Source organism: Streptomyces sp. NPDC047515 (genome assembly GCF_040643055.1).
Taxonomy (GTDB): Bacteria; Actinomycetota; Actinomycetes; order Streptomycetales; family Streptomycetaceae; genus Streptomyces.
Genome location: NZ_JBEYTM010000041.1, coordinates 23,592 through 43,877, shown reverse-complemented (window position 1 = coordinate 43,877; position 20,286 = coordinate 23,592). Strand labels below are relative to the sequence as shown.

At 72.3% G+C, this 20,286-nt stretch carries 12 protein-coding genes; 6 read left to right on the top strand and 6 right to left on the bottom strand.

Annotated features, from left to right (window positions below; genetic code table 11):
- Positions 1 to 132 precede the first annotated feature (132 nt).
- The 4 genes from fxsA to ABZ826_RS27900 form a co-directional block, all read right to left on the bottom strand.
- Positions 133 to 726 carry an FxsA family membrane protein gene (gene fxsA / locus ABZ826_RS27915; RefSeq protein ID WP_361453948.1) on the bottom strand — a complete coding sequence of 198 codons (594 nt, stop codon included), beginning with the start codon at positions 724 to 726 and terminating at the stop codon, positions 133 to 135.
- 83 nt (positions 727 to 809) lie between these two features.
- Positions 810 to 1,577 carry a polyprenol monophosphomannose synthase gene (locus ABZ826_RS27910; protein WP_361453945.1) on the bottom strand — a complete coding sequence of 256 codons (768 nt, stop codon included), beginning with the start codon at positions 1,575 to 1,577 and terminating at the stop codon, positions 810 to 812.
- A gap of 549 nt (positions 1,578 to 2,126) precedes the next feature.
- Positions 2,127 to 3,773 (bottom strand): amidohydrolase, encoded by a 1,647-nt coding sequence (locus ABZ826_RS27905; RefSeq protein WP_361453942.1) that lies wholly within the window; start codon positions 3,771 to 3,773, stop codon positions 2,127 to 2,129.
- Between the two features lie 46 nt (positions 3,774 to 3,819).
- On the bottom strand, positions 3,820 to 4,260 hold the full coding sequence (locus ABZ826_RS27900) for an Lrp/AsnC family transcriptional regulator (protein ID WP_361453939.1): 441 nt from the start codon (positions 4,258 to 4,260) through the stop codon (positions 3,820 to 3,822).
- 203 nt (positions 4,261 to 4,463) lie between these two features.
- Between ABZ826_RS27900 and ABZ826_RS27895 the strand changes: the two genes are divergently transcribed.
- Entirely contained in the window at positions 4,464 to 4,862 is a 399-nt protein-coding gene (locus ABZ826_RS27895; protein WP_361453936.1) for a hypothetical protein, read from the top strand.
- Positions 4,863 to 5,325: 463 nt separating this feature from the next.
- Here the strand turns inward: ABZ826_RS27895 and ABZ826_RS27890 are convergent, their stop codons facing one another.
- On the bottom strand, positions 5,326 to 6,498 hold the full coding sequence (locus ABZ826_RS27890; RefSeq protein WP_361453933.1) for an acyl-CoA dehydrogenase family protein: 1,173 nt from the start codon (positions 6,496 to 6,498) through the stop codon (positions 5,326 to 5,328).
- 374 nt (positions 6,499 to 6,872) lie between these two features.
- Between ABZ826_RS27890 and ABZ826_RS27885 the strand changes: the two genes are divergently transcribed.
- From ABZ826_RS27885 to ABZ826_RS27875, 3 genes are all read left to right on the top strand, one after another.
- Positions 6,873 to 8,147, top strand: a complete 1,275-nt coding sequence (locus ABZ826_RS27885) for a glycoside hydrolase family 18 protein (RefSeq protein WP_361453930.1) — start codon at positions 6,873 to 6,875, stop codon at positions 8,145 to 8,147.
- Between the two features lie 222 nt (positions 8,148 to 8,369).
- Positions 8,370 to 11,699 carry a right-handed parallel beta-helix repeat-containing protein gene (locus ABZ826_RS27880; protein ID WP_361453927.1) on the top strand — a complete coding sequence of 1,110 codons (3,330 nt, stop codon included), beginning with the start codon at positions 8,370 to 8,372 and terminating at the stop codon, positions 11,697 to 11,699.
- Positions 11,699 to 12,946, top strand: coding sequence for a S8 family serine peptidase (locus tag ABZ826_RS27875; RefSeq protein WP_361453924.1), 1,248 nt, complete (start codon positions 11,699 to 11,701; stop codon positions 12,944 to 12,946). Before ABZ826_RS27880 ends, ABZ826_RS27875 begins: the two co-directional genes overlap by 1 nt.
- Positions 12,947 to 13,026: 80 nt before the next feature.
- On the opposite strand, the gene eccCa is transcribed toward ABZ826_RS27875, so the two are convergent.
- On the bottom strand, positions 13,027 to 16,971 hold the full coding sequence (eccCa, locus tag ABZ826_RS27870; protein ID WP_361454011.1) for a type VII secretion protein EccCa: 3,945 nt from the start codon (positions 16,969 to 16,971) through the stop codon (positions 13,027 to 13,029).
- Positions 16,972 to 17,270: 299 nt separating this feature from the next.
- On the opposite strand from eccCa, the gene eccD reads away from it, so the two are divergent.
- Positions 17,271 to 18,671 (top strand): type VII secretion integral membrane protein EccD, encoded by a 1,401-nt coding sequence (gene eccD, locus ABZ826_RS27865; RefSeq protein WP_361454008.1) that lies wholly within the window; start codon positions 17,271 to 17,273, stop codon positions 18,669 to 18,671.
- Positions 18,672 to 18,688: 17 nt separating this feature from the next.
- Positions 18,689 to 20,269, top strand: a complete 1,581-nt coding sequence (eccB, locus tag ABZ826_RS27860) for a type VII secretion protein EccB (protein WP_361453921.1) — start codon at positions 18,689 to 18,691, stop codon at positions 20,267 to 20,269.
- Positions 20,270 to 20,286: the final 17 nt, after the last annotated feature.

Sequence of the window (20,286 nt, the reverse complement as noted above, 5' to 3'; positions counted from 1 at the left end):
GCGTCTTCCGCGCAGTACGGTTCGGCGCTGCGGGCGGGCAGCAGTGTGGTGGGCAGGCGCAGCATCAGGCGCCGCGAGCCCTCACCGAGCGTGTGTCACAGCCCGCGGCTCTGTCGCGTCGTGGGCCGGTGTTCAGGGAGTCAGCGGCGGCCGGGGGCCCTCGTCGGGGCGGGAGCCCGGCTGTGCGCCGTCCTGACGGATGACCTCACCCTGCACGACCTTTCCGTCCGGCCGGTGAATCCGGGCCTGCTGGAAGGCGTCGGAGAGGCTGCCGGGGGTCGCCGCACGCATCCGGCGTTCCAGCGACCGCTCCGCGTACCGGCCCAGCGACGAACGGACCGGCGGCACCAACAGCGCGAGCCCCGCGACGTCCGAGATCACCCCCGGGATCATCAGCAGCAGCCCGCCGAGCATCAGGAAGCCGTTGCCCCTGCTTCCCGGGGGCTCGGTCTGCCCAGCGGCGGCGGCCCCGGGCTGCCCCGGCATCTGCTGCAGTGTCTCGGTGAGGTTGCGAAAGGCCCGGCGGCCGGCCCGCTTCATCACCGCGGCCCCGAGCACGATCCCAGCGACCAGAAGCAGCAGCACGGTGAAACCGCCTGCCGCGTCGGCCACGACGGTGAGCAGCCAGATCTCCAGCACCGCCCAGGCGGCGATGGCGAGGGGGATGAAGGTACGGGCGCGTGAGCGCCTCGGAGCGGTCGGGGGCGGTGTGCTGCCGGTCGTCATGGTCCCCAGTGTGCCCGTACGCGCGTCCGAGCGGCGTATGGGGGGCGATCATGAGCGGCGGACCGGAGCCCGCCGCCGCCGGATCAGGTCGCCTTGCGGCCGAGGGCCCGGTTCGTACGGGAGGTGACCCCCCAGGAGGTGACCCGCCAGAGCGCCTCGACCAGGATGTCGCGGCTCATCTTCGAGTCGCCGATCTCACGGTCGACGAATGTGATCGGGACCTCGACGACGTGATACCCGGCGTCGATGGCGCGGCGGGCCAGGTCGACCTGGAAGCAGTAGCCCTGCGAGGCGACCCGGTCGAGACCGATGCCCTGCAGGGTCTCGGCGCGAAAGGCCCGGTAGCCACCGGTGACGTCCCTGGTCCGCAGGCCGAGGAGGAGCCGGGAGTACGTGCTGCCGCCACGGGAGATCATCTCGCGGGACTTGGGCCAGTTGACCACGCGTCCGCCCGGCACCCAGCGGGAACCCAGCACCAGGTCGGCACCCTTGAGAGCGGTGAGCAGCCGGGGCAGCTCCTCGGGCTGGTGGGAGCCGTCGGCGTCCATCTCCACGAGCACGCCGTAACCGTGTTCGATGCCCCAGTCGAAGCCCGCGAGGTAGGCCGCGCCCAGCCCTTCCTTGCCCTTGCGATGCAGCACCTGGACCTGACTGTCCGCGGAGGCGAGCTCGTCGGCGATCTTGCCGGTGCCGTCGGGGCTGTTGTCGTCGGCGACCAGGATGTCGGCTTCCGGCACAGCGGCGCGCACCCGGCTGACGATCGGCTTGATGTTCTCGGCCTCGTTGTAGGTCGGAATGATCACCAAGGTTCTGCCCAGCGGGCCGTATCGCCTCTGACCGCCGTCGTTCACTAACTGCCCCTTAAGTCCGTACGCAGGTGCACACCATATCCAGCGGGCGGGGGCCTGTTGCCGACACGGTCGGCCTGGAACGGGCACCGCCGCGGACAGAAGGAGGGAAGTGCGGACAGACCCCCTGGCGGGAGCCGACGGAACTACGGATGGGGGCCCAGCGCCCTTCGGGCCGACCTGGGACCCGCCGGCTGCGGGTCGACCTAGAGCCGTTGTCTACTGAACGTCCGGGCCCCACCCGGGTCGCACCTACCGTCCGGCTGAAACCTTCCCTCGCCCCCGAGGCGCGGGCGCTGAACCTGGCTGTCAGTGGTGGTGCGCCGGTGCGGCACACCACCCCATGACCCAGCGGCGTTCGACGACTGCGTGGAGGTTTAACCGGTCGGACGTCCTGTGGTGGACTCGGCCGAACCTACCGGCCGGTGGGCGCTCTCTGTCAATAGCCGCCTGACCTGCAATGTTTACGGAACTTGCCTGGTCAGTAGCGAAGATCCGCAGGTCGCGGCCGAACAGGGGCATCTTCGATCGGCGGTACGAAATGTCCGGACGTCACTCGTTCGGCCGTACGAAGACCGTTTGTCCGAAGACCACGGTGCGAAGGCAGACCGGGAGCTCCGCACCCGGGGTGAGATCCGGCAGTCCGGGCGTTCCCGACCTGGGGTCGGTCGACCAGCGGGCCACCCGGTCGTCCGGTGCCTGAACCACCAGGTCGGCGGTGCGCCAGATCGCGTAGTCGGCCGGGGCTCCGGGCACCAGGGTCCCCGCGTCGTCGCGGCCGACGGCCCGCCAGCCGCCCCTGGTGTGGGCGGTGAAGCCGGCTCGTACGGAGATCCGGTGCTCGGGCGTGCGGTGGAAGGCGGCGGCCCGCACGGTCCCCCACGGGTCCAGCGGGGTCACCGGGCTGTCCGAGCCGAAGGCCAGCGGCACCCCGGCCCGCAGGAGCGCCGCGTACGGATTGAGGGTCCTGGCCCGCTCGGCCCCGAGCCGCTGGACGTACATGCCCTCCTCGCCGCCCCAGGCCGCGTCGAAGGCGGGCTGCACGGAGGCGGTCAGGCCCAGTTCCGCGAAGGCCGCGACGGTCTCGGGCGTGAGCATCTCGGCGTGCTCGACACGGTGCCGGGCGGCCCGGATCCGGGCCAGGCCCAGCGTTCCGGAGGCGGCCCGGACGCCGTCCACCACGGCGGAGACCGCGGCGTCGCCGATGGCGTGGAAGCCGGCCTGCAGCCCGGCTTCCGTGCAGGCGGTGACATGGGCGGCGATCCCCGCCGCGTCCAGGTGGGCGGTCCCCCTGTGTCCGGCCGGACCGTCGGCGTACGGCTCGTGCAGGCAGGCGGTGTGCGAGCCGAGGGAGCCGTCGACGAAGAGGTCCCCGGCCGCGCCGATCGCGCCGAGCTCCCGGACGCGGCGGGCGTCCTTCTCGTCGGCGACCTGCTCGGCCCAGTAGCCGAAGACCCGCGGTCCGTTCTCCGCGGCGGCAAGCTTCAGCAGTGCGACGAAGTCCTCCTCGTCGGAGATGTCGGGGCCGCCGCACTCGTGGACGGTACCGATGCCGAGCGATGCGGCGTGACGCAGGGCGGCGCGCTGGGCGTCGGCGCGCTGCCGCGAGGAGACGGCACCGTGGGCCGCGGAGCGCACCGCGTGGTGGGCGGCGCCGGTCAGCGGGGCGTCGGGGTGGAACCCGGTCAGCGCGGTCACTCCGGGGACCAGATCGAGCAGGGCGGTGGTCGCCACCGCCGAGTGCACATCGACACGGGGCAGGTAGACCGGCCGTCCCGCGGCCGCGTCGTCGAGTTCGGCGCGCGACGGGGGGCGCTGCTCCGGCCATCGCGTGGCGTCCCAGCCGTGGCCGAGGACGACCCGGTCCGCCGGGTGCGCCGCGACGTACGCGCGCAGCAGACGGAGCGCCTCGCCGAGGGTCCGGGCACCGGAGAGGTCGAGGCCGGTGAGGGCCAGCCCGGTCGATGTGGTGTGGACATGGGCGTCGGTGAACGCGGGGGTGACCAGCGCGCCTTCGAGGTCGATCACTTCGTCGACGCCGCTCGCGAAGGCGTCGGCGGCTCCTTCCGAGCCCACCCAGGCGACATGGCCGCGTTCGACGACCATGGCGGTGGCGAACGGGTCGGCGGGGCTGTGGACGTCTCCACCGCGCAGCAGCACGGTGCGGTGTTCGCTCTGGGGGGCGGTGCTCTCGGTCATGGGACCAGTCTCGCGCCTGCCCGGACCCGCCCGCTCCGCGGCCCCCTCAGATCTGCGGGGGCCTGGCCTCGTACGGCGTGGAGAGGACGACGGTGGTCCGGGTGGACACACCGGCCAGGGAACGGATCCGGGTGAGCAGGTGCTCCAGCTCCAGCGGGGTCGCGACCCGCACCTTGAGGATGTAGTTCTCGTCACCCGCGACGCTGTGGCACGCCTCCAGCTCCGGGATCCCCGCGAGCCGCTCCGCGATGTCGTCCGGCGCGCTCGGGTCGAAGGGTTTCACCGAGATGAAGGCGGTGAGCGGCAGGCCGACGGCCTCGGGGTCGACGACCGCGGCATAGCCCCGGATCACCCCGCGCTGCTCCAGCCTGCGGACACGCTGATGAACGGCCGAGGTGGACAGGCCCGTGGCCTTGCCCAGGTCGGTGTAGCTCATCCGCCCGTCCTTGACGAGCAACTCCACGATCTGTCGGTCCAGCTCCTCCATATGGATCAATCTATTGCCCCGGGCACCTCCAGGCACAGCGGCGAGGGCGCCGGAAGGCCCCCCGCGGGGGGCATGTGACGAATGCCACAGGTTTACGGGTCGGTAGCCACCCCACTGGCGGTTACGGCCGAGGCGCGACGGGAAGTGCTTGCTGTGGTCGAGGCCGTGGCGCCTTGTCGGCCCACCCGAGGGGGGAATTTCCCATGCAGAGCCTGAAGCTCACCAGTCACATCGAGCCGGATCCCGCTGATCCGGTCGAGGACACCGCTCCTGACGCGTACGACACATTGGAGATGTACCGGGTGATCTGCCCGGACTGCGCACAGCCGATCGGACTGCTGGCGGACGAGGACGTCCTGCCGGAGCACGCGCTGTGCCCGACCCCGTGGAACCCGTTCGTCCTGACGGTCTGCGACGGTACGGGCCGCTCGGCGTCGCACGCGCGGCCCGCCGACGAGTCGCTCGACCTCCAGGAGCAGGAGACGGGCCTGCTGTTGACGCTTCCTCAGGGGTTCGACTGGAGGATGCAGCCCTTCTCGCACGCCGGCGGCCCCGGGTCGCGCCCGCTGCAGGCGTCGCGGATACGGCGCGAAGCCGCCTGAGACCGCCCCCGCGTCCACGCGGGACCGCCCGGACGCCTGCGGGCCCGCACAACACAGCTGTGCCGCACCACGACGGCCCGACCGGCGTGGTACCCGCTGCCGAAGGCTCCGCCGCCCGGGGACCCGGGCGAACGGGCTCGCGAATCGGCCGGGCAGTGACCAGGGCCCGCCCGGCACCGTTGGCCAGGCATGACCCTGCTGCATTCAACGGCCGGTCCCGGTCGTCGCCGTCTTGCCGCTACGACCGCCGGAGAATCGGTTCCGCGGCCCGGTTCACAGCCGGTGCCGCAGCCCGTGCCTCCCCGGTCGGTACCTCGAACGGTGCCGCACTCCACCGATCCACCCATCTACCGGGCCCTGCTCCGTCGTTGGGAGGGCGCCGGCCGGACCCTGCCGGGCCGTCACGACCAGGAGTGGAACCGGATCATGACGACGCCCGTGTGGTCGGAGCGGCCGCTGCGGATCAGCGTGTCTCAGGACCCGCGAGGTGGCGCGCGATGACCATCCGCTGGATCTGGTTGGTGCCTTCGACGATCTGCAGCACCTTGGCCTCGCGCATCAGCCGCTCGACGGGGAAGTCGAGGGTGTAGCCGTATCCGCCGAGCACCTGGACGGCGTCGACGGTGACCCGCATGGCCGCGTCCGTGCAGAACAGCTTGGCCATGGCCGCCTGGCGCGAGAAGGGCTTGCCCTCGTCGCGCAACCGGGCCGCCTCCAGATACAGCGCACGGCCCGCCTCGATCTGCGTGGCCATGTCGGCGAGCATGAAGCGCAGGCCCTGGAAGTCCGCGATGGGCCGGCCGAACTGCTGCCGTCCGGTGGCATAGGCCACGGCCTCGCCCAGGGCCGCCTGGGCGACTCCGATCGCGCATGCGGCGATGCCGAGGCGGCCGGAGTCCAGCGCGGACAGGGCGATCGCGAAGCCCTGGCCCTCCTCGCCGATCCGGCGCGCGTCGGCGACCCGTACACCGTCGAAGTTCAGCTGGGCGGTGGGCGAGCCCTTCATGCCCATCTTCTTCTCGGGTGCGGCCGCGTTCAGGCCCTCGGCGTCGCCCGGGACCAGGAAGGCGGTGATACCCCGGGGGCCTTCGGCCCCGGTGCGGGCCAGCACCGTGTAGAAGTCGGCGATGCCGCCGTGGGTGATCCACGCCTTGGTGCCGGTGACGACCCAGTCGCCGCCGTCCCGTACGGCCTTCGTGCGGAGCGAGGCGGCGTCGGAGCCGGAGGCGGGTTCGGAGAGGCAGTAGGCGCCCAGCAAACCCCCTCCCAGCATCGCCGGGAGGTGTTCGGCCTGCTGTTCCTTGGTGCCGTAGCCGGCGAGCGCGTGACAGGCCAGGGAGTGGACGCTGACGCCGAGGCCGACGGTGAGCCGGGCGGTCGCGAGCTCCTCCAGGACCTGGAGGTAGACCTCGTACGGCTGGTCACCACCCCCGTGGGCCGAGTCGTAGGGCAGCCCGAGCAGTCCGGACTCGGAGAGGAGGGTGAAGACTTCGCGCGGGAACCGGCCCGCTTCCTCCTCCTCGGCCGCCCGTGGCGCGATCTCTCGCTGGGCGATGTCGCGTACGAGCGCGACGAGCTGCCGGGACTCCTCGGTGGGCAGACGGCGTTCCACCACTTGCGGGGCACGGTCGGACATGACGGCGCTCTCCTCCCTGTCGGGCGTTGCGACGGTCGCGCGCGCGGGGTGTGGGCGGCGCCGCCGGGGGGCTTCCGGGCGAGGCCCGGAAGAGCACTGCTGCTCAACCGATGCCCGCCCTCGGATTACGAGAGCTGCTGGCCGGCGGCTGTGGCGGCTTGAGTATGCCCGATCGGACGATATCCGTCACGGGGTGACGGAGCGACTCGGCGGCGGGCGGGACGATCGCCGTGGTTGGTCCGAACCATTGACCCAACTGGTCTAGTCCATCTACGGTTCCACCCCAACCGGTCTTTCCGCGTTCATGCCAATTCGATGGGACGGCCGGAAGCACGTCCCCCACTCGCGAGTTCCCTCCCCCACGAGGAGACAAGATGTTTGGACCGCAGCGTCCTCGCGCCCGTTTCCGGGCGCTCGCCGCAGCCGCCTGTACCGCCGCCCTCGGCGCCGCCCTGCTGGGTGTCGCGGGCACCGCACCGGCCGGCGCGGCCTCCACCACCCCGCGGGCCGCGGCCCCCGCAGCCGACCGGGCCGCCCCCACAGCGGCCGGTGACAAGGTGGTCGGATACTTCACCAACTGGGGTGTCTACCAGCGCAATTACCACGTCGGGAACATCGAGACCTCGGGCTCGGCCGACAAGCTCACGCACATCAACTACGCCTTCGGCAATGTCACCGGCGGCAAGTGCGCGGTCGGCGACTCGTACGCCGACTACGAGAAGGCGTACACCGCCGACCAGTCGGTCGACGGTGTGTCGGACACCTGGGACCAGGACCTGCGCGGCAACTTCAACCAGCTGCGCAAGCTGAAGAAGCTGCATCCGAACCTCAAGGTCATCTGGTCGTTCGGCGGCTGGACCTGGTCCGGCGGGTTCGGTGAGGCCGCGAAGAACCCGGCCGCCTTCGCCGAGTCCTGCTACAACCTGGTGGAGGACCCCCGCTGGGCCGATGTCTTCGACGGCATCGACATCGACTGGGAGTACCCCAACGCCTGCGGTCTGACCTGCGACACCAGCGGACGTGACGCCTACGGCAACCTGCTGGCCGCGCTGCGCGCCAAGTTCGGCCCCGACAACCTGGTCACCTCGGCGATCTCCGCCGACGGCTCCGACGGCGGCAAGCTCGACGCCGTCGACTACGGCGGCGCGGCGAAGTACGTCGACTGGTACAACCCGATGACGTACGACTTCTTCGGCGCCTGGGACACCCAGGGGCCGACCGCTCCGCACTCCCCGCTGACCTCCTACAACGGCATCCCGAAGGAGGGCTTCAACAGCGAGGCCGTCATCGCCAAGCTGAAGGCCCAGGGCGTACCCGCCTCGAAGCTGCTGCTCGGCATCGGCTTCTACGGCCGCGGCTGGACCGGGGTCACCCAGGACGCCCCCGGCGGCACCGCGACCGGCGCCGCACCCGGCACGTACGAGGCAGGCATCGAGGACTACAAGGTGCTCAGGAACAGCTGCCCGGCGACCGGCACCGTCGCCGGCACGGCGTACGCGCTCTGCGGGACCAACTGGTGGAGCTACGACACCCCGGCCACCATCGCCACCAAGATGACCTACAAGGACCAGCAGGGACTGGGCGGCACCTTCTTCTGGGAGCTCAGCGGCGACACCGCCGACGGTGAGCTGATCAAGGCGATCAACTAGTCACGTAGCCATGGCACAAGGGGCGGGGCGGCGGGCCGATCGGTCCTCCGCCCTGTTTCGTCCGTGATGGGTTGATCCAGGAGGGACCCGGCCGACGGTGGTTCACGCGGCGTTCCCGCTCCGGCCGAAGCTCCCGCGGCTCACTCCGGCATGATGGTGTCGCACCCGCTCCGACCATGTGTTCCCCGGACCGAGGTGTGGCCCCAAGGAGGAGGATTCCGCTTGTCACGCCAGGTTCTGACGGTCTGTCCAGAGCGGCCCGACGGCTTTCGAACGATCGGGGAGGCGCTGGCCAGGGCGCGCAACGGCGCCGTGATCAGCGTCCGTTCCGGCACCTATGCCGAGAGTCTGGTCATCACCGTCCCCGTCACCGTCGTCGCCGAACAGTCCCGCGGCAGCGTCGAGATATGCCCGCCCCACGGCAGCGCCGTGGTGCTCCAGGCCGAAGCGGTGATGCTCACCGACCTCGTGCTGCGCGGCCGCGACGAGGAGCTGCCGGTGGTGGACGCCCCACGCGGCCAGATCGCGATGGACGGCTGCGACATCACCGGGGCCTCGTGGACCGCCCTGCTGGCCCGCGGTGCCGGCTCGATGGCCCTGCGGGACTGCCGGGTGAGCAATCCACGCGGCGCGGGGCTGGTGGTGACCTCGGCGGTGGAGAGTTCCGCCGAGTCCTGCACGGTGGAGCACCTGGGCACCTCGGGCGTGGTGATCGGCGAGCGCGGCCGGGTCACGCTGCGGGGCTGCACCATCCGCGACGCCCGCGCCAACGGGGTGCTCGCCAATGGCGAGGGCCAGGGCTCGGTCGAGGAGTGCGACATCTCCTCCACCGACAAGCCGTCCATCGCGCTGGAGGAGCAGAGCACCACCCAGGTGCTGCGGACCGTGGTCCACGACACCAGTGTCGGCGTCCATCTCTCCTCGTCGGCCCGGACAGTGCTGGAGGACATCCGGGTGACCGGCACGAGCGGGCCGGGCATCGTCCTGTCGGGCGGTACCGATCCGCTGCTGCGCCGGTGCCGCACCGCCCGTACCAAAGGCCCCGGGCTGCTCGTCTCCGACCGGGCCCGGGGCACCTTCGAAGACTGCTGGCTGGACTCGGCACAGGACGTCGCTCTGCATGTGCGCGGCTCGGCGTCCCCGGTGCTGATCGGGCTGACCGTCCGGGACTGCGCGCAGACGGGTGCGCTGCTGGAGGAGGAGTCGGTCGCCGAGCTGGACCGCCTCGAAGTGCTCGACGCCGGCGGCACGGGCGTCCGGATACGGTCCGGCGCCAACCCGCTGGTGCGCAGGGCCAGGATCGGCGCCGCGAAGGGGCACGGTGTGGAGGTCGTCAAGGACGGTCGCGGCCGGCTGGAGGACTGCGAGATCGACCGCCCCGGCGACGCCGGGATCCGGGTCGCCGACGACGGCAGCGTCTACGTCGGCGGGGGCGCCGTGCGCGGCGCCGCGCACGGCATGTCCGTGGCGGCGGGCGGCAGCGTCACCGTCCGGGACTGCGACGTCCAGGAGTCCACGGACACGGGTGTTCTGGTCGAGGACGGCGGCGAACTGACCGCGACCCGGCTGCGGGTCACCGCCGCGGCGGGACACGGTGTGCTGCTGGCCCAGGGCGGCCGGGGCGCCTTCACCGCCTGCGAGGTCGGCGGCTCGGGCCGGGACGGCTTCCGGGTGGAGACCACGGCCGCGGTGTCGGTGGTCAACTGCACCGCCCGGGACAACGAGGGCGGCGGTCTCGTGCAGGCCCTGGCGGGCGACCGGCTGGCGGTCGAGCAGTTGACGAGTACGGGCAACGGCAAGCGGGACGCCTGGGGGCTCGGCGAGGCCGAGGGCACCGACCCGGCCGGGACGGGCGCCTCCGGGGGTGCTGTCGGGACGGCCCGCGAGAACGGCCCGCTGGCCGAACTCGACGCGCTGATCGGCCTGGAGAACGTCAAGCACCAGGTGCGCACGCTGGTCAATCTGATCCAGCTCGCCCAGCGGCGCGCCCGCCTGGGCCTGCCGGCTCCGCCGATGAGCCGCCATCTGGTCTTCTCCGGGCCGCCCGGCACCGGCAAGACGACAGTGGCACGGCTGTACGGGGCGGTCCTCGCCGAACTGGGCGCGCTGCCCTCCGGCCACCTGGTGGAGGTCTCGCGCGCCGATCTGGTGGCGCAGATAGTCGGCGGCACCGCCATCAAGACCACCGAGACGTTCAAACGGGCGCTGGGCGGGGTGCTGTTCATCGACGAGGCTTACAGCCTGCTGTCGGACGGACGGGGCTCGGGCGCCGACTTCGGCCGTGAGGCCGTCGACACGCTGCTGAAGCTGATGGAGGACCACCGCGACGACGTCGTCGTGGTGACCGCCGGATACGCCGACGAGATGCGCGATTTCCTCGGCTCCAACCCGGGACTCGCCTCGCGCTTCTCCCGTACGGTCGAGTTCGAGAACTACGCGGTCCCCGAACTGGTCGCGATCATCGAGAGCATGTGTGCTCATCACCGCTACGAGCTCGACGAGTCGACGCTCACCGCGCTCGCCGCGCACTTCCAGCGGATGCCCAGGGACGCCAGCTTCGGCAACGGCCGGGCCGCCCGGCAGGTGTTCGAGGAGATGGTGGACCGCCAGGCGTACCGGCTGGCCGCGCTCCCCGACGCCGATGAGCTGGACCTCACCCGGCTGCTGCCCGAGGACGTCGGCGAGGAGGCCGCCGCCGCGGTGTCCGGGCAGTCGGCCGACGGCGGGACGGAGAGCGACCCGCTGGCCCGGCTCGGGGACATGGTCGGGCTGGCCGCCGTCAAACGTGATGTCACCGATCTGGTGAACCTGCTGGCCACCGCGAAGAAGCGGGAGGCGGCCGGGCTGCCCGCGCCGCGGATCAGCCACCATCTGGTCTTCACCGGGCCGCCCGGCACCGGCAAGACCACGGTCGCCCGGCTCTACGGCGAGCTGCTGAAGTCGCTCGGTGTGCTGCCGCGCGGTCAGCTCGTCGAAGTGGCCAGGGCGGACCTGGTCGGCCGCTACGTGGGACACACCGCCCAGCTCACCCGGGAGGTGTTCGACCGGGCCAGGGGCGGGGTGCTGTTCGTCGACGAGGCGTACACGCTGACTCCGGAAGGGTCCTCGGGCAGCAGCGACTTCGGGCGCGAGGCGGTGGACACGCTGCTGAAGCTGATGGAGGACCACCGCGACGACGTGGTCGTGATCGTCGCCGGCTACACCGGTGAGATGGAACGCTTCCTGGCGTCCAACCCCGGCCTCTCCTCGCGGTTCTCCCGGCGGGTGAAGTTCGCCGACTACTCCTCCGACGAGCTGGTCACCATCGTCCGCCGGCACGCGACCGCGTCGGGATACGAGTGCGGTCCGGGGGCGGGTGCCGTCATGCGGGAATACTTCGACGCGCTGCCCAGGGACCGTTCGTTCGGCAACGCGCGGCTGGCCCGGCAGGTTCTGGAGGGCATGATGACGCGCCAGGCGGGCCGGGTGAGCGCCATGGCGGCGCCGGGTCTGGACGATCTGCGGCTGCTGCTCCCGGAGGATCTCGTACGTCCGCAGGCGGTTCCCGAATGATGCCCGGCCACCGCGCACGGTGCGGCCCGCGGCGCCGCACCGGTGGCGTTCCGGTCGCGGCGCTCCTCGCCGCGGCTCTGGTCCTGCCGACAGCCGGTCCCGCCACCGCGGCCGACGGGCAGAAGGTCAGGCTGCCGGTGATGCCCGCGCGGCTCGAAGCCGGTGATCCGTGCACCGGTGGGTCGGGGGCGCGGGCCACGGCGGTGCCGTGGGAGCAGCAGAACCTCCAGCTCGCCCGTACCTGGGCGTTCGGCAAGGGAGTCGGGGTGAAGGTCGCGGTGGTGGACACCGGGGTCTCGGCCGACGCGCCCGCCCTCGCGGGCCGGGTCTCGGCGGTCGGCGGGGCCGGGGCGGACTGTGTCGGCCACGGCACGTTCGTGGCCGGGCTGATCGCGGCGGCCCCCGCCGAGAACGTGCGCGTCGCGGGCGTCGCCCAGGAGTCCCGGATCATCGCGGTACGGGGCACGGACGAGCGGGGTGCGGCGACCGCCGCGTCGGTCGCCGCCGGAATCCGGGCGGCCGCCGACGCGGGGGCGAAGGTCGTCCAGGTCTCCCCCGCGCTGGCCTCCGACTCGTCCGCCCTCTCATCGGCCGTGAAGTACGCGGCCGCCCACGACGCGCTGATCGTGGCCGCCGCGACCCCCGACCCGGTGCGCTCGTCCCCGAACCGGGAGCCCGAGCCGCCGCGCGACTACTGGCCCGCGTCGGCGCCCGGGGTCCTCTCCGTCATCGACATGGACTCCCGGGGCGCCCGTCCCGACAACGCGCCGGCCACGCTCGGCGCGGATCTCGCCGCCCCCGGCGACGGGGTCGTGGGCGTCGGGCCGCGCGGAAGAGGGCACTTCATCGGTTCGGGCGCGTCATTCGCCGCCGCCTACGCCGCGGGCACGGCCGCCCTCGTGCGGTCGGCGCACCCGGAGCTCTCGGCCGCGGCCACCGCACAACGGCTGACCCGCACCGCCTACCCGGCGGACGTGCCGCACCTGGATCCGTACGCCGCCGTCACCTCCGTACAGGATCCGGCGGAGCACACCCGGGCCGAGCGGGACGATTCCGTGGTGCTGCCGCCGGGGAACGGCAGCGAGGGCGCCACCCGCAGGGCGGTGTGGATCACGGTGGCCGGTGGCTCCCTCGCGCTGCTGGTCGCCTGGGCCGCGCTGATCGTGCCCCGCGGCCGCTCGCGCGGCTGGCGTCCCGCGGCCCGCCGTCGGACGGCCGGGGCGGGGACCGGTACGCCGGGCGACTGAGCGACCGTACGGAGAGACGAAGGGCCCCGGGGTGCGGCGGCACCCCGGGGCCCTCGGGCTCTCGTTCGGATCAGGCCGGATCAGTCCGCGGACGACACCCCGGGCTCGTCCGCCAGTGCACTCTGCACGAGGGCGGCCTTGCGCCGGACGATGTACTGGGCCCGGCCCGGCGGCAGGTTGCGCGGCTTCACGTTGCCGAACACATAGCCCTCCGACGGTGGGCAGGACAACAGCATGCCGGGGGTGTTGACCTCGTCCAGGCGGCGCAGCAACTGGTCGTTGAGACCTCGGCCCGCACCGGTCGCCGAGCGCACGGCGACCACGTGCAGACCGACCTCGTAGCCGAGCGCGAGATGGTCCAGGAGCGGGGCGAACGGATGGTCGTAGGAGCCGGTGCCACCGACCATGTCGTAGTCGTCGACCAGGACGAACAGCCGCGGGCCGGTCCACCAGTCGCACTGCCGCATCCGGGAGGGGGCGATGTCCGGACCGGGGAGCCTGGTCTTGATGGCGCGGGCCGCGCCGCCGACCAGTTCGCGCAGCGAGTCGACCGCGACGACGTGTCCGAGGCGGTACTCCTCGGGTACGGCGTCGACCAGTTCGCGTCGGTAGTCGACCACCAGGATGCGGGCCTCGGCCGCGGTGTACCGCGCGGTGACGGCACGGACCAGCAGGCGCAGCAGATTGGTCTTGCCGCTCTCGCTGTCGCCCACGCCGATCAGGTGCGGCGTGCGGCCGAAGTCGTGCCAGACGGGCGAGAGGGTCTCCTCGTCCAGGCCGAGCGGGACGCGCAGCCCCTCGGTGCGCTCCGGTTCCGGGAGTTCCGCGGCCGGGAGGCGGTGCGGCAGCATCCGTACCGGCGGGGCCGGCGGCCCCTGCCAGTGTCCGGCGATCCGGTCGACCAGATCGGCGACGCCCTCGGCGAGGTCGTCGGCGCTGTCGCTGCCGTCGATGCGGGGCAGGGCGGTCAGGAAGTGGAGCTTGCCGTCCGTGGTGAGGCCGCGCCCGGCGCCGCGGGGTACGGTGGCCGCCTTGCGGATGTCGATCATCGAGTCCATCGGGTCGCCGAGCTTGAGTTCGAGACGGGTCAGGGACTGGTCACGGACCTGGGCGGGCAGCTCGATCCACCGGGCGGTGGTGACTACGAGGTGGACGCCGTAGTTGAGGCCGCGGGCGGCGATCTGGTGGAAGGTGGGGATCAGCGAGTCGAAGTCCTGCTTGACCGTGGACCAGCCGTCGACGACCAGGAAGACGTCGCCGTGGGGCTCGTCGGGGAATTCGCCGGCGGCGCGGCGGCGCCGGTAGGAGGCCATCGAGTCGATGCCGTTGTCCTGGAAGAACTGCTCGCGCTCGTTGAGCACACCGGTGACCTCGGCCACCGTACGGCTGATCCGTTCGGTGTCGAGCCGGCCCGCGACACCGCCGACGTGCGGGAGCCGGGACAGCGCGGACAGTGCGCCGCCGCCGAAGTCCAGGCAGTAGAACTGCACTTCGCGCGGGGTGTGGGTGAGGGCGAGCGCGCTGATCAGGGTCCGTACGACGGTCGATTTGCCGCTCTGCGAGCCACCCGCGATCGCGACATGGCCGCCGGACGCGGAGAGGTCCACCATCAGCGGGTCGCGGCGCTGCTCGAACGGCATGTCCACCAGCCCCAGTGGCACCTTGAGCGCGCCCGGTCCCCGTGTTCCCGCCGGGGTGAGGCCGCGGTCCGGGTCGGGCTCGGGGGACGGCAGCAGCAGGTCCAGTGCGGGCGGCAGGTCCAGCGGCGGCAGCCACACCTGGTGGGCGGGCGGTCCGGAGGCACGCAGCCGGTCCAGGGCGACGGAGAGCAGCGTGTCGCCGTTGTCGGACTCCTCGGCCGAGGCGACGGGTTCGGGATCGGGCGTCCGCGCGGGGGCCCGCGGAACCACCCAGTCGGTGGTCCAGGGCATCACCTGGCCGGCGACCCTGGCCTGGACGGCGGCGCCGCGCCGCTTGCGGTACGGGCCGGAGACGTAGGCCGCCCGGAACCGGGTCAGCGCGTCGACGCCGCTCTTGAGGAAGCCGCTGCCGGGCTGGGAGGGCAACTGGTAGGCATCGGGGGCACCGAGGACACCGCGTGACTCCATCGCGGAGAAGGTCCGCAGACCCACCCGGTAGGAGAGGTGGCTCTCCAGCTGGTGCATGCGCCCTTCGTCCAGGCGCTGGGAGGCGAGCAGCAGATGGACGCCGAGTGAACGGCCGAGCCGGCCGATCATCACGAAGAGCTCCATGAACTCGCGGTGCGCGGAGAGCAGTTCGCTGAACTCGTCGACGACGACGAAGAGACTGGGGAGCGGTGCGAGGTCGGCCCCGGCCGCTCGGGCCTTCTCGTACTCCAGCGCGGAGGTGTGGTTCCCGGCGCTGCGCAGCAGCTCCTGGCGACGCACGAGTTCGCCGTGCAGGGCGTCCTGCATGCGTTCCACCAGCGCGACTTCGTCGGCCAGGTTGGTGATCACCGCGGAGGTGTGCGGGAGTTCGTCGAGGCCGAGGAAGGTGGCGCCGCCCTTGAAGTCCACCAGAATGAAGTTGAGTGTTTCGGAGGAGTTCGTGAGGGCGAGGCCGAGCACCAGGGTGCGCAGCAGCTCGCTCTTGCCGGAGCCGGTGGCGCCGATCAGCATGCCGTGCGGGCCCATGCCGCCCTGCGCGGACTCCTTGATGTCCAGCTCCACCGGCACCCCGTCGGCACCGACCGCGACCGGGACACGCAGCCGGGCGGCGCCGGTGGAGCGTTCCCAGAGGGTGGCCGGGTCGTGCCGGTACAGATCGGGGATGCCGAGCAGGGTGGTGAGTTCGACGTCGGTGTCCAGCGGCTGGGCGGCGTCCGAGGACAGGCTCATCCGGTACGGGGCGAGCAGCCTGGCCAGCGCTTCGGCGGAGCCGGGGCCCATGGCGTCGGGGCGGCCGAGGAGGGTGGTCTGCTCCTTGCGGCTGCGGTCGGTACGGACCAGGTGCAGGCTGTCGGGCCCGACGTCGAGACGCAGCGTGGTGCGCCCGGGGCGCCAGCTGAGGGCACCGGACAGATCGAGCACGACCGCGTTGCGCAGACCGGGCCCGTCCAGGCGGTGGCCCGCGGGCACGGTGGTGCCGTCGACGACGATCACGGTGAAGGGTTCGTCGCGGCCGGGTACGGCATCGGGGTCGAACGCGGGCCGCTCGGAGAATTCGGCGCCGAGCAGGTCCTCCAGGTCACGGAAGGCGGAGGCGACCATCCGGGAGGGTCCCGCGCCGTCCTGTTCCTGGGCGTGCTGGCTGTGCGGGAGCCATTTCACCCATTCCCATTCGGCGCGCCGCTCGTCGGCGACGCACAGGGCGATCCAGAGCTCCTCCGGCGGGTGGAAGAAGGCCAGTTGGGACAGGACCGCGCGGACGGTGTCCCGTACGGCCTTGTCGTCACCGCGGAACAGGATCCGGGTCCAGGAACGCAGATAGAGCCCCGTGGGCTGGTCGGGAACGATTCCGTACGCCTTGATGAACCGGCGCAGCGCATGGGCGCAGAGCGGTTCGAGGTCCTCGACCGGCTTGGTCGATGTCGGGGTGAGGCGCAGCGCGAGCTGCTGGTCGCCGACGGCTATCCGTACCTCGGCGAAGTCGTCGTCGGCGGTGCGGCGTTCCCAGAGCCGGGTGGAGCGGACCATGGTGCGCAGCACCCTGGGCTCGGGGTGCCGCCAGGCGAGGGCCTGCTGCTGGTCACCGACCGCCTCGTGGACGCGCCGCCGGATCTGCGAGAGATAGCGCAGGTAGTCGCGGCGTTCGCCGCGCAGCCGCTGTTTGCGCTCGCCGCCCTTGCGCATCACCTGGCCGATGAGCATGGCGGCCGACGCGGTGACCATCATGCCGAGTGCCAGATACGTGAAGACGCTGCTGCCGCCGCCCGGACGCATGAACATCAGCATCATGGACACCGACATCATGGCCATCGGCAGATAGGTCCAGATCGCCGAGGAGTCGGGAACCGTCTCCGGCAGAGTCGGTGGCTCCTGGAGGTTCAGTTCTCCTTCGGGCATGTCCGGGCCGCGACGGCGGGCTGGGCGGCGGAAGAGGACCACACTCAACGAACAGACTCCTTCGACGACGGCGACGGCAGGCCGCAGAACGGCGGCGAACCGCCCGCCGTGACGGGTGGACCGGGCCGGCACGGGCACACGCGGGGGCCGACACGCGCACAAGCCGGACGGTTCCGGACCAACAGGGACTGACGCGAGGTCCGTCGACAACGGTCCGGATGATGATCAGTAGTCTGCATCCGATCGCCAAGCGCGTCCACGTCGCATCCGACAAGTCCCCGAGAACGCGAGCCCTCACTGTGACCGACAGCTCCGTGGCGGGCCTGTGCCGCCTCACCATACGTGCCCCCGAAAAGACCATCGACCTTGCGGTCCCCGCCGATGTGCCGGTGGCCGATCTCCTTCCCACCGTGCTGCGTTACGCGGGTCAGGAACTGGAGGAGAACGGTCTGGACCACAGCGGCTGGGTGCTGCAACGGCTTGGCGGTCCGGCCCTGGACGACGAGGGAACCCTGGAGACCCTCGATCTCAAGGACGGTGAGGTGCTGTACCTGCGCCCGCACACCGACGCCCTTCCCGAAGTGCGCCTGGACGACCTGGTCGACGGCATCGCCAGTGTGGTCCGCGACCGGCTCCACGGCTGGACCGCGGACTCCAGCAGACGGCTGTTGCGCGCCCTGTGCGTGCTGACTCTGCTGACCGGGCTCGCGCTGCTGGCCTGGCCCGGAGGCCCGGTCGGTGTGCGCGCCGCCGGAGCGGGCGCGGTGGGTGCGCTGTTGCTGGCCGGGGCCGCCTCGGCGAGTCGCGCGGTGGGCGACGCGGCCGCCGCGGCGGTGCTCGGGGCGATGGCGAGTCCGTATCTGGCGCTGGCCGGCTGGTTGCTGCCGGGCGGCGAGCTGAGCGGCCCGGACGTGCATCAGGTGCTCGGCGCACGGCTGTTGGCCGCGGGGGCGGCCGGGGCGGGCGGTGCGGTGCTCGGGCTCGCCCTCGCGGCGGTGTCCGTGCCGTTCTTCCTGGCGACGGCGGTGTTCTGGTGCGCCGTCGCACTGGGCGGGGCGCTGGCCGGGCCCGCGGATCTGACGATGGACGGCGCGGCGACGGTGCTCGCCGCGCTGGCCGTGGTGCTGGGCGGCTTCGTACCGGCTCTGGCGTTCAAACTGGCGGGGATGCGGATGCCCGCGCTGCCGACCAACCCCCAGCAGCTGCGGGAGGGCATCGAGCCGTACGCCGGTGGCGAGGTGACCACCCGTACCGAGCTGGCCGGCAGTTGGATGACCGCCCTGTACGGGGCGGCGGGCGCCATCTGCGCGGCGTGTCTCGTGGTGCTGGCCGACGACCCGAACCTGCCGGAGACCCTGACCGCTTCGGTGCTCTCGCTGCTTCTGCTGCTGCACGGGCGCGGCATGGTCAATGTGCCGCAGCGCCTCGCGCTGCTGCTGCCCGGTGTCTGGGGTGCGCTGCTGCTGACCGTGGCGTCGGCGGCGTCGCTGCCCCCCGGTGAGCGGCCGCTGCTGGTCGCGGGGCTCGTGGCGCTCACCGCGCTGCTGGCGATCGTGTCCTGGACGGTGCCCGGCCGTCGTCTGGTGCCGTACTGGGGCCGCGCGGCCGAACTGCTGCACTCGGCACTGGCGATCAGCCTGCTGCCGCTCGCGCTCTGGGTGCTCGGCGTCTTCGCCGCGCTCCGGGCGATCAACGGCTGACCCGGAAGGTATGCGACATGCAGTCCAAGCGTGATCAAGTCCAGGCGCACACCTTCGTGATGGGACGGCTGACCTCGGGAATGCTGCTGGCCGATCCGGACGCCCCGGAGAGCCCGCTGGGGCGGACCACCCGGGGGGTGCTGATCGGCGTGGTGATCACGGCGCTGGTGGCGGCCGGTTCGCTGGTGTACGGCTTCATGTCCCCGGGCGGCAACGACGCGTGGCGGGCCTCGGGGACGCTGGTGGTGAACCGGGAGACGGGGGCCCGTTACGTGTACGTGGGGGGCCTGCTGCGCCCGGTGCGCAATTACGCCTCCGCGCTGCTGGTCGGCGAGGGGAAACTGAAGTCCGAGGACGTGGGCACGGCGTCGTTGAAGGGCACCGCGGTGGGCGCACCGGTCGGGATACCCGGCGCTCCGGACTCCGTCCCTGGCGTGCGGGACCTGGAGAACGACCCGTGGCAGGTCTGCTCGGTGCTCGCGTCGGAGGCGGGCGCGGCGGCTTCCGGCGGCTCGGGGGCTTCCGGCGGTGCGGCGGCTTCCGGCGGTTCCGGCGGTGCGTTCACGGCCTTGGTGGCCGGTGCGCCGGTGGACGGGCGCGGGATGGGTGCGGGGCAGGGCCTGGTGGTGTCGGGGCCGGACCGGGCGCGGTATCTGGTCTGGCAGGGCAGTCGGCTGCGGCTGGACCGCAGCGCGGGCGCCGCGGTGTCGCTGGGGTACGGGTCGGTGACGCCCCGGCCGGTGTCCGCCGCGTTCCTGGACGCGTTGGTGCAGGGACCGGATCTGGTGCCGCCCGCCGTGCCCGGCCGCGGCGGTGCGGGACCTTCGCTCGGCGGGCACCCGTCGAAGCTGGGGCAGGTCTTCCAGTCGCGCACACCGGGGGCGGCGCGCCAGTACTACCTGCTGCGCAAGGAGGGGCTGGTCCCGTTGACGGAGACCGGGGCCGCGCTGGCGCTCGGTGACGCCGCAACCAGGGACTCCGCGTACGGCGGGGCGGCGCCCACCGCAACGGTGATCGGTGCGGCCGAGGTGAAGGCCCGCCTGGCACCCGGTGCGGAGGGCAGCGAGCCCGTCCCGGCCGGGCTGCCCCGGACGCCGCCGCGCGCCGAGACCGTGCCGACGGGGTGGGCGGCCTGTGCCCGGGTGCGGCCCGACCACGGGGACGGCACCCGGGTGACCGGTGCGCTGGTTCCGCTCACCGCGCTCCCCCCTGCCTCCGCCGCGTCGCCGGAGGAGATCACCCCGGCGTGTCTGCCGGTGGACGCGACGGCCGTGCGCCCCGGTCACGGCGCGCTGGTCAAGGCGCTGGGCGCGGGCGGCACCGACATCGGCGGTACCACCTATTTCGTCGCCGACAACGGGGTGAAGTACCGGCTCCTGTCCCAGGCCGCGCAGAAGGCGCTGGGGTACGACGGCGCCACCCCGCAGGCGCTTCCGTCACCGCTCCTGGCCATGCTGCCGTCCGGACCCGATCTGAGCCCGGAGGCGGCCACGGCGGGACGCGGCGTGGGCACGACGGCACCGTCGTGTCCGACAGCGGCCGCGAACAAGAGTGGCCCCACGGACAACGGCACATTGCCGTCAGGTAAAAGAAGTTGATGGTTGCTCAGGAAAAG